The 13,208-nt window shown below is 57.6% G+C and carries 15 protein-coding genes and 1 riboswitch; of the genes, 6 read left to right on the plus strand and 9 right to left on the minus strand.

Annotation, left to right across the window (positions count from 1 at the left end; translation table 11 throughout):
• The first annotated feature begins 126 nt into the window (after nucleotides 1-126).
• The gene (locus WFN61_RS15875) at nucleotides 127-966 is read left to right on the plus strand and encodes a helix-turn-helix transcriptional regulator (RefSeq protein WP_257758994.1); all 840 of its coding nucleotides are present in this window, start codon (nucleotides 127-129) and stop codon (nucleotides 964-966) included.
• A gap of 5 nt (nucleotides 967-971) precedes the next feature.
• Here the strand turns inward: WFN61_RS15875 and WFN61_RS15880 are convergent, their stop codons facing one another.
• The 7 genes from WFN61_RS15880 to nudF all read right to left on the minus strand — a co-directional run bounded on the left by WFN61_RS15880 (nucleotide 972) and on the right by nudF (nucleotide 6,204).
• Nucleotides 972-1,310: a DUF1869 domain-containing protein gene (locus tag WFN61_RS15880; RefSeq protein WP_312632693.1), complete on the minus strand. Its 339-nt coding sequence runs from the start codon at nucleotides 1,308-1,310 to the stop codon at nucleotides 972-974.
• 10 nt (nucleotides 1,311-1,320) lie between these two features.
• Entirely contained in the window at nucleotides 1,321-1,653 is a 333-nt protein-coding gene (locus WFN61_RS15885) for a DUF1971 domain-containing protein (protein WP_144817584.1), read from the minus strand.
• A gap of 134 nt (nucleotides 1,654-1,787) precedes the next feature.
• Nucleotides 1,788-3,680, minus strand: a complete 1,893-nt coding sequence (gene parE, locus WFN61_RS15890; protein ID WP_144817583.1) for a DNA topoisomerase IV subunit B — start codon at nucleotides 3,678-3,680, stop codon at nucleotides 1,788-1,790.
• Nucleotides 3,681-3,721: 41 nt separating this feature from the next.
• Nucleotides 3,722-4,297 (minus strand): esterase YqiA, encoded by a 576-nt coding sequence (gene yqiA, locus WFN61_RS15895; protein ID WP_238082980.1) that lies wholly within the window; start codon nucleotides 4,295-4,297, stop codon nucleotides 3,722-3,724.
• Nucleotides 4,297-5,124, minus strand: a complete 828-nt coding sequence (gene cpdA / locus WFN61_RS15900; RefSeq protein ID WP_144817581.1) for a 3',5'-cyclic-AMP phosphodiesterase — start codon at nucleotides 5,122-5,124, stop codon at nucleotides 4,297-4,299. Before cpdA ends, yqiA begins: the two co-directional genes overlap by 1 nt.
• 28 nt (nucleotides 5,125-5,152) lie before the next feature.
• Complete coding sequence (locus WFN61_RS15905; RefSeq protein ID WP_042390317.1) at nucleotides 5,153-5,575, minus strand: DUF1249 family protein; 423 nt, start codon at nucleotides 5,573-5,575, stop codon at nucleotides 5,153-5,155.
• Entirely contained in the window at nucleotides 5,572-6,204 is a 633-nt protein-coding gene (nudF, locus tag WFN61_RS15910; RefSeq protein WP_222889545.1) for an ADP-ribose diphosphatase, read from the minus strand. Before nudF ends, WFN61_RS15905 begins: the two co-directional genes overlap by 4 nt.
• 204 nt (nucleotides 6,205-6,408) lie before the next feature.
• Here nudF and tolC point away from each other — a divergent pair, with 204 nt between their 5' ends.
• From tolC to WFN61_RS15925, 3 genes are all read left to right on the plus strand, one after another.
• Nucleotides 6,409-7,869, plus strand: coding sequence for an outer membrane channel protein TolC (tolC, locus tag WFN61_RS15915; RefSeq protein WP_436880902.1), 1,461 nt, complete (start codon nucleotides 6,409-6,411; stop codon nucleotides 7,867-7,869).
• A 184-nt stretch (nucleotides 7,870-8,053) separates the two neighbouring features.
• A complete protein-coding gene (locus tag WFN61_RS15920; protein ID WP_144817578.1) occupies nucleotides 8,054-8,728 on the plus strand; it encodes a DUF1190 family protein in 675 nt (224 codons plus the stop codon).
• Nucleotides 8,729-8,733: 5 nt separating this feature from the next.
• The gene (locus WFN61_RS15925) at nucleotides 8,734-9,894 is read left to right on the plus strand and encodes a glutathionylspermidine synthase family protein (RefSeq protein WP_144817577.1); all 1,161 of its coding nucleotides are present in this window, start codon (nucleotides 8,734-8,736) and stop codon (nucleotides 9,892-9,894) included.
• Nucleotides 9,895-9,943: 49 nt separating this feature from the next.
• On the opposite strand, the gene ygiD is transcribed toward WFN61_RS15925, so the two are convergent.
• A complete protein-coding gene (gene ygiD, locus WFN61_RS15930; protein WP_337038927.1) occupies nucleotides 9,944-10,732 on the minus strand; it encodes a 4,5-DOPA dioxygenase extradiol in 789 nt (262 codons plus the stop codon).
• A gap of 196 nt (nucleotides 10,733-10,928) precedes the next feature.
• On the opposite strand from ygiD, the gene zupT reads away from it, so the two are divergent.
• Entirely contained in the window at nucleotides 10,929-11,705 is a 777-nt protein-coding gene (gene zupT / locus WFN61_RS15935) for a zinc transporter ZupT (RefSeq protein ID WP_042390307.1), read from the plus strand.
• Between the two features lie 65 nt (nucleotides 11,706-11,770).
• Here the strand turns inward: zupT and ribB are convergent, their stop codons facing one another.
• Complete coding sequence (ribB, locus tag WFN61_RS15940; RefSeq protein WP_144817575.1) at nucleotides 11,771-12,424, minus strand: 3,4-dihydroxy-2-butanone-4-phosphate synthase; 654 nt, start codon at nucleotides 12,422-12,424, stop codon at nucleotides 11,771-11,773.
• Nucleotides 12,425-12,529: 105 nt separating this feature from the next.
• A riboswitch (FMN riboswitch) is annotated at nucleotides 12,530-12,690 on the minus strand.
• A 134-nt stretch (nucleotides 12,691-12,824) separates the two neighbouring features.
• On the opposite strand from ribB, the gene ubiK reads away from it, so the two are divergent.
• Nucleotides 12,825-13,157 carry a ubiquinone biosynthesis accessory factor UbiK gene (gene ubiK, locus WFN61_RS15945; protein WP_144817574.1) on the plus strand — a complete coding sequence of 111 codons (333 nt, stop codon included), beginning with the start codon at nucleotides 12,825-12,827 and terminating at the stop codon, nucleotides 13,155-13,157.
• Nucleotides 13,158-13,208: the final 51 nt, after the last annotated feature.

Here is a 13,208-nt window from a genome sequence, read left to right on the forward strand (position 1 = left end):
TCGTTGGCGCGTAGAAATGTTAGCCACGTCACAGCCGAGAAAGATGAATAAACTCGCAGTTGAGAAAATTTAAAAAGGTGGTTTATAAAGGCGTGCAGAGGGGTAAAAGTTGAGTTTTATTGCACTATGCGCGATGAGCCAAAATCTGATTATCTGGAGCTGATTACCTTAAACGACGCCGTGGTGTCGTTCAGTCGCCTGTTTGCCAATACCGTGCGCTATCACCACTGGCACCAGTGCCTGGAGATCCTCTACGTTGAGGAGGGCTTTGGGGTAGCGATCGTCGATAATCGCCACTACACCATGCGGCCAGGGCGGCTCTTCTTCTTTCCCCCCTTTACCCTGCACAAGGTGATGGTGGATGAGCAGGCCGAGGCGATCTATCGGCGCACCATTATCCATCTCGATCACCACGCGGTGCTGAAGGCGCTGCGTGATTTCCCCCAGGCCCAGCAGCGATTACAGACGCTCTCCCGGCGCGGCGGTCCGGCGTGGGTGGCAGACGTCGCGGCCTGCCATAGCCATATCGACTATCTGTTTAGCTGCTACCCGCAGCCGATGAACAGCGAAAGCGTCGCCAGCCTGCTCATCAGCCTGTTTGCCATGCTGCCTGCCGATCGCGACGGCGCGCCCGGCGACAGCCGCAGCATTGCCAGTCAGGCGATGATCTGGCTCGATGAGCACTATCAGCATAAATTTAGCCTCGACGCCCTCGCGCAGGAGCTGGGTAAATCGCGCAGCTACGTGTCGCGAAAGTTTCATGCTGAAACGGGCGAGAAGATCCACGACTATCTGAATACGCTGCGGCTGCGTAAGGCCTGCGAGTGCCTGCTGCACAGCGACGAGAGCGTGCGTGATATCGCCGCGCGGGTGGGCTTTTCCGACGTGACCTGGTTTATTAGCTCCTTTAAGCGAGGCATCGGCGAGACGCCACTCCAGTACCGGAAAAATCACGCGGCGGCCTAGAGCATCTACCAGCCGCAGACGTTGGTCTCTTCGTCGGATTCATAGCCGCGCACGATATTAATCAGATCCTTCACCGTGTCCGCCGCCGTGGTGGCATCCTCTAATTCAGCAAGGCGGGAAAAGTCTTTATCGGCGGATACGCCGTTATTGTTGTTCGTTACCGTCAACGTAAAACCGTTCTCGCTTTCACTTTTATCTGCCAGCATGTTGATAAGCTCCGCTACCGCCGTATGGGCGAGAGCCGGTACGTAGAGCGACATCGGCTTCAGATAGGTTTTCTCCGCGGTTGCGTCGCTGCCGCAGTTTGTCACTGTTAAGGCGTAGCCTCTGTTTTCTGTGGTCATGATATTTACCTCAACCTTCAATTAACACCTTGGGATCGACCCAAAAATCGACGTTAAATACCGTATCGTCCGACAAAGCTTCGATGCGGTGCCACTTCTCTGCAGGAAATACGCCAAACTGCCCTGCTTCAATGGTCAGGGTCTCTACCGGCTCCGGGCTGGTCTCATCGGCATACCCGTAATAGCGGATAGTGCCCTGCATGACGCAGAGGCGTGGATTAACGCCCTGGCGGGTGCCCGCGTCCAGATGACGTTGCCAGATAGAGGCCGGGGCGGTCTCTTTCGTCCACAGGGGCGTCGAGCGAACGTGAACATAGTGGGTAGGTATGACAATGCGCTGCATGATTCATCCTCTTGTTAAGACATTTTGCGAGAAAAGAATGTTGCAGATCATATACCTGTTCTAAGTGGAATATGAGTCGCCTAAAGGGGTAGCGGAGGGGGTAAAAAAAAGCCCCGCAGTGCGGGGCTGGTTTATCAGGCTTCGATATCGGCCATATCGCCTTTTTCCTGTAGCCAGTTGCGCCGGTCTTCCGAACGCTTCTTGGCCAGCAGCATATCCATGATGGCGTTGGTGCGCTGATCGTCCTCGTCGCTGATGGTGAGCTGCACCAGGCGGCGGGTGTTGGGATCGAGCGTCGTCTCACGCAGCTGCATCGGGTTCATCTCCCCCAGCCCTTTAAAGCGCTGAACGTTAGGCTTGCCCTTCTTACGCTTCAGCTGCTCCAGCACGCCCGCTTTCTCCTCTTCGGTCAGGGCATAGTAAACCTCTTTGCCCAGATCGATACGGTAGAGCGGCGGCAGCGCCACGTAGACGTGACCATGCTTCACCAGGGTACGGAAGTGCTTCACAAACAGGGCGCAGAGCAGCGTCGCGATGTGCAGACCATCGGAGTCCGCATCGGCGAGGATGCAGATCTTGCCGTAGCGCAGCTGCGTCAGATCTTCACTGTCTGGATCGATGCCGATGGCCACCGAGATGTCGTGCACCTCCTGCGAGGCCAGCACTTCATCAGAGGAGACCTCCCAGGTGTTGAGGATCTTACCCTTCAGCGGCATGATCGCCTGGAACTCACGGTCGCGCGCCTGCTTGGCCGAGCCGCCCGCCGAGTCACCCTCTACCAGGAACAGCTCGGTGCGATTGAGATCCTGCGCGGTACAGTCCGCCAGCTTGCCGGGCAGCGCCGGGCCGCTGGTGAGCTTTTTACGCACTACCTTCTTCGCCGCCCGCAGACGACGCTGGGCGCTGGAGATAGCCATCTCGGCCAGCATCTCCGCCGCCTGCACGTTCTGGTTCAGCCACAGGCTGAAGGCGTCTTTTACTACGCCGGAAACGAACGCGGCGCACTGGCGCGACGACAGGCGCTCTTTGGTCTGCCCGGCAAACTGCGGATCCTGCATCTTCACCGACAGCACGTAGGCGCAGCGGTCCCAGATATCCTCTGCCGACAGCTTGACGCCGCGCGGCAGGATATTGCGGTATTCGCAGAACTCACGCATCGCGTCCAGCAGCCCCTGACGCAGGCCGTTGACGTGCGTCCCACCCTGCATGGTCGGGATGAGGTTAACGTAGCTCTCGGTGAGCAGCTCCCCGCCCTCCGGTAGCCACAGCAGCGCCCAGTCCACCGCCTCGGTATCACCGGCAAAGGCCCCAATAAAGGGCTTCTCCGGCAGCGTCGGCAGGCCGTTAACCGCTTCGGCAAGGTAGTCGTTGAGGCCGTCGGCGTAGCACCAGCGCTGCTCGCTGTCGTTGACCTTATCCTTAAAGACAATCTCTACGCCGGGGCAGAGCACCGCTTTGGCCTTCAGCACATGGGTCAGGCGCGATACCGAGAAGCGCGGGCTGTCGAAAAAGCTTTCGTCAGGCCAGAAGTGAACGCTGGTTCCGGTGGCGCGCTTCGGCGTGCTGCCTACCACGGAGAGATCTTTCACCTTGTCGCCGTTGGCAAAAGCAATGTTATAGATCTTGCCGTCGCGCTTGACGTTAACCTCAACGCGCTTTGACAGGGCGTTAACCACCGAGATCCCCACGCCGTGCAGGCCGCCGGAGAACTGATAGTTTTTGTTGGAGAACTTACCGCCCGCGTGCAGGCGGCAGAGGATCAGCTCAACGGCGGGAACGCCCTCTTCCGGGTGGATATCCACCGGCATACCGCGCCCGTCGTCGATGACTTCCAGCGACTGATCGGCGTGCAGGATCACCTCCACGCGTTTGGCGTGTCCGGCCAGCGCTTCATCCACGCTGTTATCGATAACTTCCTGACCAAGATGGTTAGGACGAGTAGTGTCGGTATACATCCCCGGGCGGCGGCGGACCGGCTCAAGCCCGGTTAATACCTCAATGGCATCAGCGTTATAGGATTGCGTCATGGTGTATTCGTAGATAGTGACAGCATCGACCCCTGCGAGGCTCAGTGCAGCCCGAGGAAATCGATAATCTGTGAAAAGTGATCGTCAAAGCCCACAAAGGCATGGTTTCCGCCTTCTTCAACCGTTTGACGGCACGAGGCGTAGTACGCAACGGCCTGACGGTAATCCAGCACTTCATCACCCGTTTGCTGCAGCAGCCAGATTAAATCTGCTGCCTCCAGCGGATCGATCTGCATGGTTTTGAGATCGTAAATATGGCGTGACTCTAGCACATATTGCTGTCCGGTGTAGGGGTTCTCGTTGCGGCCCAGATAATCGGCCAGCAGTTCAAACGGACGCACCGCCGGATTCACCACCACCGCTGGCAGCATAAAGCACTGGGAGAGCCAGGTGGCATAGTAGCCGCCGAGCGAGGAGCCCACCAGCCCCAGCGGCTCGCCGCCGTGCCCCAGCACCAGCGACTCCAGCAGCTCGGCGGCATCCGCCGGATAGGGCGGCAGCTGCGGCACCACCATCTCAATCTGTGGATGGTGCACCGCCAGCCACTGCTGTAGCGCCACCGCCTTTGCCGAACGCGGTGAGCTGTTAAACCCGTGTAGATAGAGAAGCGTCGCCATCAGTAGCCTTCCGATGCCGTGTCCGGACTGAAGCGGCTGCTCTGCAGACGGCTGACTTCGGTATGCAGCGTGCCGTCGGCGTTAAGCTCCAGCCAGCGCCAGCCCGGCGCGATGGTATCCAGGGTAAAGTTGGCGCAGTGCGGCTTAAACTGGACGCAGGTCGACGGCGTCGCCAGCAGACGGCGGCCGTTCCAGTCGAGATCCTGCTCCTGATGAATATGGCCGCACAGCAGGTGCCTTACCCGGGGATAGCGCACCAGCACGTTGTCCAGCTCCTGCGAGTTACGCAGGCTGTGCTGATCCAACCAGCTGCACCCCGCCGGTAGCGGGTGGTGATGCAGCAGCAGCAGGGTATAGCGCTCCGGCACCTCTGCCAGCTTTTTCTCCAGCCACTCTAGCTGAAACTCACTCAGTTCACCGTGTGGAACGCCAAACACCTGGCTGTCGAGCAGCAGTATCTGCCAGCTCTCGCCAGCGAAGACCCGCTTGGCACCCGAGATGCCAGCCTCCTGCAGCGCGCTGTACATGGCGGGCTGAAAGTCATGATTGCCGGGTAGCCACACGCAGGGCACGTCGAAGCTGGCGATCCCCTCAGCAAAGTGCTGATAGGCCGCAGCAGAGTGATCCTGTGCCAGGTCGCCGGTAGCGACGATTAAATCGCAGTGACGCTGCTCGGCCCGGATGGCTTCCAATACCGCCTGATAGCTCTCCCAGGTATTGACCCCTAACAACGTTTCATGCTTTTCGGCAAACAGGTGAGTATCGGTTATTTGTAAGATCCTGATGCTGGCCTCACCCGCCAGATTCAGGTTTAACAGGCTTTCCAAATGGTGTCCTTAGGTAGGTTTCACGATGCTAACAAACCGGAATCGCCATTGCTCCATGTGCTAAACAGTACCTAAGCCAGTCGGCCAGAAACTGATTAATTTGATGCTTTTCGTCGCGTTGGTGCAACTTTTTATTTGGGTAATCATACCGCGCTTTAAAGCGAAAGATCTGCTGGCTTGAACACACTTCAGCGACCATAGCATCGTGATAGAGGCGTACCGTTAACGACGGCATGCTCCAGTAGCTGATCGCCGGTGCTGTCTGCACGATCTCCACCAGCGTAGTGTAGCGGGTTGATTCTGTAATCGTTACTCGGTATTGCGCATTGGCCACCTGATAGCTCACTGTTTCGCCGGGTGCGTCATTGCGTGGCAGCAGGCGGCGTAGCTGGGCGAAGTTGGTTTCGCACAGGCGCATCATTTCAGGAAAGTCAGGTGTATAACGCTTCATTTTTTCCACTCAGTTCTCAACTTTTCGTAGTGCAGCTGCAGCCATTGCAGGGCGATGACCGACGCGGCGTTGTCTATTTTCCCCTCTTCAACCCACTGGTAAGCCTGTTCCCGGCTCACCACATGAACACGAATATCTTCGTTTTCGTCCACCAGGCCATGTATACCTTTGGCCTGCGTGGCATCCACTTCGCCAACCATTAACGATAAGCGCTCGCTGGTGCCGCCAGGGCTGGCCAGATAGCTCATAAACTCTTTTACCCGGCCAACCTGCAGCCCGGCCTCTTCTACGGCTTCGCGGCGGGCAACGTCTTCTACGCTCTCGCCCTCTTCGATCATGCCAGCAACCAGCTCCAGCAGCCAGGGGGTTTCACTGGTGTCGTAAGCCGGAATACGGATCTGCTCGATCAGTACCACCTCGTCGCGCGCAAGGTCATAGGGTAGCAAGACGGCGGCATGGCCGCGCTCAAAAATTTCACGCGTCACCTCCCCGCTCATCTCACCGTTAAAAAGCCGATGCCGAAAGCGCCACCGCTTCAGAGAAAAAAAACCGTTATAGAGTGTTTCGCGTGCAATAATTTCTACATCATTTTTAGTGAAAGTTACTGCTGATGGCTCGGGTTTCTTCATGGTTTCATCCTGCTGGCAAATAATGACGAAATTATGGATTTCCAGTCTGTAAGACTGCCGTTTCCCATGCTATATGGTAGATTGGTGCAAATTAACGCCGGATGGCACTTAACGCCAACCTTTTGCAGCGACACTTTCTGCTAGAATCGGCCTTATTTTTTAAATTTCATTAGCGCTAACAAAGCTTCGTAACAAGGAATGCAAATGAAGAAATTGCTCCCCATGCTTATCGGCCTGAGCCTGGCCGCTTTCAGTACGATGAGTCAGGCAGAGAACCTGCTTCAGGTTTATCAGCAAGCGCGTCTCAGCAACCCTGAACTGCGCAGATCTGCCGCGGATCGCGATGCCGCATTTGAGAAAATCAACGAAGCGCGCAGCCCATTACTGCCCCAGCTCGGTTTGGGCGCAGACTACAGCTACAGCAACGGCTTCCGCGACCAGAATGGTCTCAATAGCAACTCCACCAGCGCCTCTTTACAGCTGACCCAGACCCTGTTTGATATGACAAAATGGCGCGCCCTGACCCTGCAAGAGAAATCAGCAGGCATTCAGGATGTGACGTTCCAGACCGATCAGCAGACGCTGATCCTCAACACCGCCACTGCCTATTTTAACGTATTAAGCGCCATCGATGCGCTCTCTTATACCGAAGCGCAGAAACAGGCTATCTATCGCCAGCTGGATCAAACTACCCAGCGCTTTAACGTGGGCCTGGTTGCCATTACCGACGTGCAGAACGCCCGCTCTCAGTATGATACCGTGCTGGCAGACGAAGTGACCGCCCGTAACAACCTGGACAACGCCGTTGAGCAGCTGCGCCAGGTGACCGGCAACTACTATCCGGAGCTGGCGTCGCTGAACGTCGACCGCTTCCAGACCGACAAGCCGCAGCCGGTTAATTCCCTGCTGAAAGAGGCCGAAAGCCGTAACCTCTCTCTGTTGCAGGCGCGTCTCTCCCAGGATCTGGCCCGCGAGCAGATTCGCCTGGCGCAGGATGGTCACTTGCCGACCCTGGATCTTACCGCGTCAAGCAGCGTCTCTGACACCTCCTACAGCGGCTCCCGCACCAGCGGTGCCCAGGGCGCAGCCTATGACGACAGCAACATCGGCCAGAACAAGATCGGCCTGAACTTCTCCCTGCCGCTCTATCAGGGTGGCCTGGTGAACTCGCAGGTGAAACAGGCGCAGTACAACTTCGTGGGTGCAAGCGAGCAGCTGGAAACCGCTCACCGCAGCGTGGTGCAGACCGTACGTTCATCCTATAACAACGTGAACGCCTCCATCAGCAGCATCAATGCTTACAAGCAGTCCGTGGTCTCTGCCCAGAGCTCGCTGGATGCAACCGAAGCAGGCTACTCGGTGGGTACCCGTACCATCGTTGACGTGCTGGATGCGACCACCACGCTCTACAACGCCAAGCAGCAGCTCTCCAGCGCGCGTTACAACTACCTGATTAACCAGCTGAACATCAAATCTGCTCTCGGTACGCTGAACGAGCAGGACCTGATGGCTCTGAACGGTGCCCTGGGTAAACCGGTCTCCACCACGCCGGAAGCCGTCGCCCCGTCAACGCCTGACCAGGACGCCCGCGTGCAGAACAGCGCCCCGGATAGCAACGGCAATGGTAACGGTAACGGTCTGCTCAACGCGGCGCTGCCACGCTAAGCACGCACCTTTGAAATTGCTGTAAAAACGAGATGGGGGCACCAGCCCCCGTTTCAACGTAAGACAACGTAAAGATCCCTGCTCCAGACCCGCATTCCGCCTCATTGCGCTTCAATTTCGACCACTCATCCTCTATCCTGAGCAGTAGCTACCTCGCTTTAACTCTGGGTATTAAAAGAGACATATGAAACGGACAAAAACGATTAATCATGCGACGTTCCGCAAAAGCTGGGGCGCTCGCCATCTGACTCCCGTCGCCTTCGCCCTTACCGCCGCGTTTATGCTGGCGGGCTGCGAACAGAGCGATGAGACGGTATCGATGTATCAAAACGCCGACGACTGCTCTACGGCCAATCCAGGCAAAAGCGCCGAATGTACTACCGCATACAACAACGCCCTGAAAGAGGCCGAGCGCACCGCGCCGAAATATAAGACGCGTGAAGACTGCGTCGCCGAGTTTGGTGAAGGCCAGTGCCAGCAGGCACCTGCTCAGGCGGGTATGGCACCGGAAAACCAGGCTCAGGCCCAGCAGAGCAGCGGCAGCTTCTGGATGCCGCTGATGGCGGGCTACATGATGGGACGCCTGATGGGCGGCGGTGCGGGCTTTGCCCAGCAGCCGCTGTTTAGCTCGCGTAACCCGGCGAGCCCGGCCTACGGTCAGTACACCGACGCCTCTGGTAAAGGCTACGGCGCCGCCCAGCCTGGCCGTACTGCGACCGTCCCTAAAACTGCGCTGGCCCCGAAACCGGCCACGACCTCTACGGTCACGCGCGGCGGCTTTGGTGAGTCGGTTGCTAAGCAGTCCACCATGCAGCGTAGCGCCGCAGGCACCTCCTCTTCACGCTCAATGGGGGGCTAAGCCTCATGGAACGAGTCACTATTGACGAGCGCCCGGACTGGCGCGAAAAAGCGACCGAGTACGGTTTTAATTTTCACACCATGTACGGTGAGCCGTACTGGTGTGAAGAGGCCTACTACAAATTCAGCCTTGCGCAGATCGAGAAGCTTGAAGAGGTTACCGCCGAGCTGCATCAGATGTGCCTGAAGGTAGTGGAGAAGGTCGTTGCCAGCGATGAGCTGATGACCAAATTCCGCATTCCGAAACACACCTGGAGCTTTGTGCGCCAGGCGTGGCAGACGCAGCAGCCGTCGCTCTATTCCCGCCTCGATCTGGCGTGGGACGGCGTAGGTGAACCCAAGCTGCTGGAGAACAACGCCGACACCCCGACCTCGCTGTATGAAGCCGCGTTCTTCCAGTGGATCTGGCTGGAAGACCAGCAGAACGCGGGTAAGCTGCCGCCACAGAGCGATCAGTTCAACAGCCTGCAGGAGAAGCTCATCGAGCGCTTCGGCGAGCTGCGCGAGCAGTACGGCTTTAACCTGCTGCATCTGGCCTGCTGCCGCGATACCGTTGAAGATCGCGGTACGGTGCAGTATCTGCAGGACTGCGCCGCCGAAGCGGGCGTCGCCAGCGAGTTCCTCTACATCGAAGATATTGGGCTGGGTGAAAAAGGCCAGTTCACCGATCTTCAGGATCAGGTGATCAGCAACCTGTTCAAGCTCTACCCGTGGGAGTACATGCTGCGTGAGATCTTCTCTACCAAGCTGGAAGATGCTGGCGTGCGCTGGCTGGAGCCGGCCTGGAAGAGCATTATCTCTAACAAAGCGCTGCTGCCGATGCTGTGGGAGATGTTCCCGGATCATCCAAACCTGCTGCCCGCTTACTTTGCCGAAGACGACCATCCGCCGCTGGAGAAGTACGTTGTTAAACCGATCTTCTCGCGGGAAGGCGCTAACGTCTCTATCGTGGAAAATGGCCAGACTATCGAGCAGGTAGAGGGCCCCTACGGTGAAGAGGGCATGATCGTCCAGCAGTTCTATCCGCTACCTAAATTTGGCGACAGCTACGTGCTGATCGGCAGCTGGCTGATCAACGATCAACCTGCCGGGATTGGTATTCGTGAGGATCGGGCGTTGATCACCCAGGATCTCTCCCGCTTCTATCCGCACATTTTTATCGAGTAGCTGTACCTCGTAGGCCCGGTAAGCGTAGTGCCACCGGGCGTTTAGTTTATTAGCCCACCTGCACCGACAGCATGCTGATGCTGCCCATCTCCATCCCCTCTACCGGGATTGTCATCGGTTCTGCACCGTCCCATGCGCCGAGCACGTAGAGCAGCGGCAGGAAATGCTCCGGCGTCGGGTTCGACAGCGAGCCACCCTCGTGCTGCAGATAGTTCACCAGCGGATGCTGCTCAACCGGCCCCTGCCAGGTGAGGTTAGCCTTCACGTAATCATTAAACGACTCCGCCCACGCATAGGGCGTGCTCTCGCCGTGCCAGCGCGCGGTACGCAGGTTATGCACCACGTTGCCGCTCGCCACCAGCATAATGCCTTCATCGCGGAGCGTCGCCAGCCTGCGGCCCATCTCATAGTGCCAGGCGGCGGGTTTGGTACTGTCCACGCTCAACTGCACCATAGGGATGTCGGCGTCCGGGTACATCTTGATCAGCACGCCCCAGGAGCCGTGGTCAAACCCCCACGCCTCTTTGTCCAGCGCAACCGGGATCGGTGCCAGCAGATCCACCAGCCGCTGTGCCAGCTCAGGAGAGCCAGGTGCGGGATAGTGCGTGTCAAAGAGTGCCTGCGGGAAGCCGCCAAAGTCATGAATCGTCTTTGGAGTTTCCATTGCCGTCACGCCGGTGCCACGGGTGAACCAGTGGGCGGAGATCACCACAATCGCCTTTGGACGCGGCAGCGTCTGCCCCAGCTTGCCCCAGGCACGAGTATAGCTATTATCTTCCAGCACGTTCATCGGGCTGCCGTGGCCCAGAAACAGCGCTGGCATACGAGACGCAGACATGATGATATCCTCAGAAAAAGTGTCATTTTGTTAGAAGCAGAGTACGCTTTTCTCGTAGAGGATGAACTCAGATAAGCGTGATGAAGATCATCAGATAATTTGAATGTAAGAAATGCGTAAAGAGTGACTTACCCTCTCGCCTTACGGAGCAGTGTTAAATAATATTAATGAGAATCATTATCACAAGGAGTTCTGAATGTCGGTCCCGTTGATTCTGACCTTATTAGCCGGTGCGGCCACCTTTATTGGCGCGATCCTCGGCGTGCTTGGCCAGAAGCCTTCTAACCGCGTGCTGGCCTTTTCGCTGGGATTTGCCGCCGGGATTATGCTGCTGATCTCGCTAATGGAGATGCTCCCCGCCGCGCTCGGTACGGAAGGGATGTCGCCGGTGCTTGGCTACGGCATGTTTATCGTCGGCCTGCTGGGCTACTACGGCCTCGATCGTCTGCTGCCGCATGCCCATGCGCAGGATCTTATGCGCGCCAGCAGCAAAACGATGCCGAGCAATATCAAGCGTACGGCGATCCTGCTCACCCTTGGCATTAGCCTGCACAACTTTCCTGAAGGCGTGGCCACCTACGTGACGGCCAGCAGCAACCTTGAGCTGGGGCTGGGGATCGCCCTGGCGGTAGCGCTGCACAACATTCCCGAAGGGCTGGCGGTGGCAGCGCCGGTCTATGCCGCCACGGGCTCAAAGCGTAAAGCGGTAATGTGGGCGGGGATCTCAGGCCTGGCGGAAATTCTCGGCGGCGTACTGGCATGGTTGATCCTCGGCAGCCTGGTTTCGCCGGTGGTGATGGCGGCGATCATGGCGGCGGTGGCCGGGATCATGGTGGCGCTGTCGGTAGATGAGCTGATGCCGCTGGCGAAAGAGATCGATCCCAACAACAACCCGAGCTACGGCGTACTATGCGGTATGTCGGTGATGGGGCTGAGCCTGGTACTGTTGCAAAGCATCGGCTTTGCGGGCTAATCAGACGAAACATTAGAAACAACAAAGCCGGGCATGCCCGGCTTTGCTTTATATTACGCTAGCGCTTAGCTGGCTTTGCGTTCCTGCTCGCGGCGGTAGGCCACCAGATCTTCAATGGTCACAACGGCCATATCATGGGCTTTCGCAAATTCGATGCACTCCGGCGCGCGCGCCATAGAGCCGTCATCGTTGGTCAGCTCACAGAGCACGCCCGCAGGCTTGAAGCCCGCCAGCGTCACGAGGTCAATGGTTGCCTCGGTGTGGCCGCCGCGGGTCAGCACCCCACCCGGCTGCGCGCGCAGCGGGAAGACGTGGCCAGGACGGTTGAGATCGGACGGCTTAGCACCGTCGGCAATGGCGGCACGCACGGTGGTCACGCGGTCAGCGGCGGATACGCCGGTGGTCACGCCGGTAGCGGCTTCGATGGTCACGGTAAAACCGGTGCCGTAGGCGCTGGTGTTGTTCTCCACCATCATCGGCAGATCGAGCTGTTTACGACCTTCTTCGGTCAGGCAGAGGCAGACAATGCCGCTGCCGTGGCGAATAGTCAGCGCCATCTGCTCAACGGTCATGGTTTCTGCGGCGAAGATCATATCGCCTTCGTTTTCACGATCCTCGTCGTCGAGCACCATGACTCCGCGCCCGTTGCGCAGTGCGTCTAAAGCGTGTTCCACACGTTCGAATGGCGTGCCAAAAGAGGAAAGCAGCGTCTGATTCATGGTAATAAAAACCTCATTAAAATTATGGTTACCAGAATCAGGGCAGTCTTAGGAGTACCGCAAGCGGCAAAAAAATAACGTGAGCGGGCACAAACCCGGCTGGATCGTTACTCTCTCCCATCCGGACTTTAACCGTCGGCCCCGGAATTACACCGGATCTGCTGACCTTCATGCATGACGTGATGCCGTGCGTGAAGCGCTCGCGGGCTTTCAGCACAGGCTGATTTACCGCCGGTGGGGAATTTCGCCCCGCCCTGAGAATAAGCGGATTAACTATAACGCTATTGATTATCTCCGGCAATCCATTCACCGACACAATTGTGCTTTCATAGGGCATAATCCACGTTACACTAAATCACGCTACACTAATGTTAATACTTACCAGTTCAGGGAAACTACTATGATTGACCCGAAAAAAATTGAACAGATCGCCCGCCAGGTTCATGAATCTATGCCAAAAGGCATTCGTGATTTCGGCGAGGATGTAGAGAAAAAGATCCGCCAGACGCTGCAATCCCAGCTGGCGCGACTCGACCTGGTGAGCCGTGAAGAGTTTGATGTCCAGACGCAGGTTCTGCTGCGCACCCGTGAGAAACTGACTGCGCTGGAGCAGCGGATCAGCGATCTGGAGAACCGCCCGGCCACCGCGTCGGCTGAACCCACTCAGGCGCAGGATCTGCCGAGCGAAGTGAAACCCGCACCGGCTATTCCGCCGGTGGAGAATATTGACTGACCCTGTAGTCGGTATTGCCCGGTGGCGCTAACGCTTACCGGGCCTACCGGA

This window comes from Pseudescherichia sp. AS216 (genome assembly GCF_037152055.1).
Lineage (GTDB): Bacteria > Pseudomonadota > Gammaproteobacteria > Enterobacterales > Enterobacteriaceae > Pseudescherichia.

Excerpts from the sequence above, each read along its gene's own strand:
- WFN61_RS15925 (WP_144817577.1), top strand. The coding sequence starts at position 8,734 with ATGGAACGAGTCACTATTGACGAGCGCCCGGACTGGCGCGAAAAAGCG.
- WFN61_RS15905 (WP_042390317.1), bottom strand. The coding sequence starts at position 5,575 with ATGAAGCGTTATACACCTGACTTTCCTGAAATGATGCGCCTGTGCGAA.
- WFN61_RS15885 (WP_144817584.1), bottom strand. The coding sequence starts at position 1,653 with ATGCAGCGCATTGTCATACCTACCCACTATGTTCACGTTCGCTCGACG.
- WFN61_RS15875 (WP_257758994.1), top strand. The coding sequence starts at position 127 with ATGCGCGATGAGCCAAAATCTGATTATCTGGAGCTGATTACCTTAAAC.
- zupT (WP_042390307.1), top strand. The coding sequence starts at position 10,929 with ATGTCGGTCCCGTTGATTCTGACCTTATTAGCCGGTGCGGCCACCTTT.
- ubiK (WP_144817574.1), top strand. The coding sequence starts at position 12,825 with ATGATTGACCCGAAAAAAATTGAACAGATCGCCCGCCAGGTTCATGAA.
- nudF (WP_222889545.1), bottom strand. The coding sequence starts at position 6,204 with ATGAAGAAACCCGAGCCATCAGCAGTAACTTTCACTAAAAATGATGTA.
- parE (WP_144817583.1), bottom strand. The coding sequence starts at position 3,680 with ATGACGCAATCCTATAACGCTGATGCCATTGAGGTATTAACCGGGCTT.
- yqiA (WP_238082980.1), bottom strand. The coding sequence starts at position 4,297 with ATGGCGACGCTTCTCTATCTACACGGGTTTAACAGCTCACCGCGTTCG.
- WFN61_RS15880 (WP_312632693.1), bottom strand. The coding sequence starts at position 1,310 with ATGACCACAGAAAACAGAGGCTACGCCTTAACAGTGACAAACTGCGGC.
- WFN61_RS15920 (WP_144817578.1), top strand. The coding sequence starts at position 8,054 with ATGAAACGGACAAAAACGATTAATCATGCGACGTTCCGCAAAAGCTGG.
- ygiD (WP_337038927.1), bottom strand. The coding sequence starts at position 10,732 with ATGTCTGCGTCTCGTATGCCAGCGCTGTTTCTGGGCCACGGCAGCCCG.
- ribB (WP_144817575.1), bottom strand. The coding sequence starts at position 12,424 with ATGAATCAGACGCTGCTTTCCTCTTTTGGCACGCCATTCGAACGTGTG.
- tolC (WP_436880902.1), top strand. The coding sequence starts at position 6,409 with ATGAAGAAATTGCTCCCCATGCTTATCGGCCTGAGCCTGGCCGCTTTC.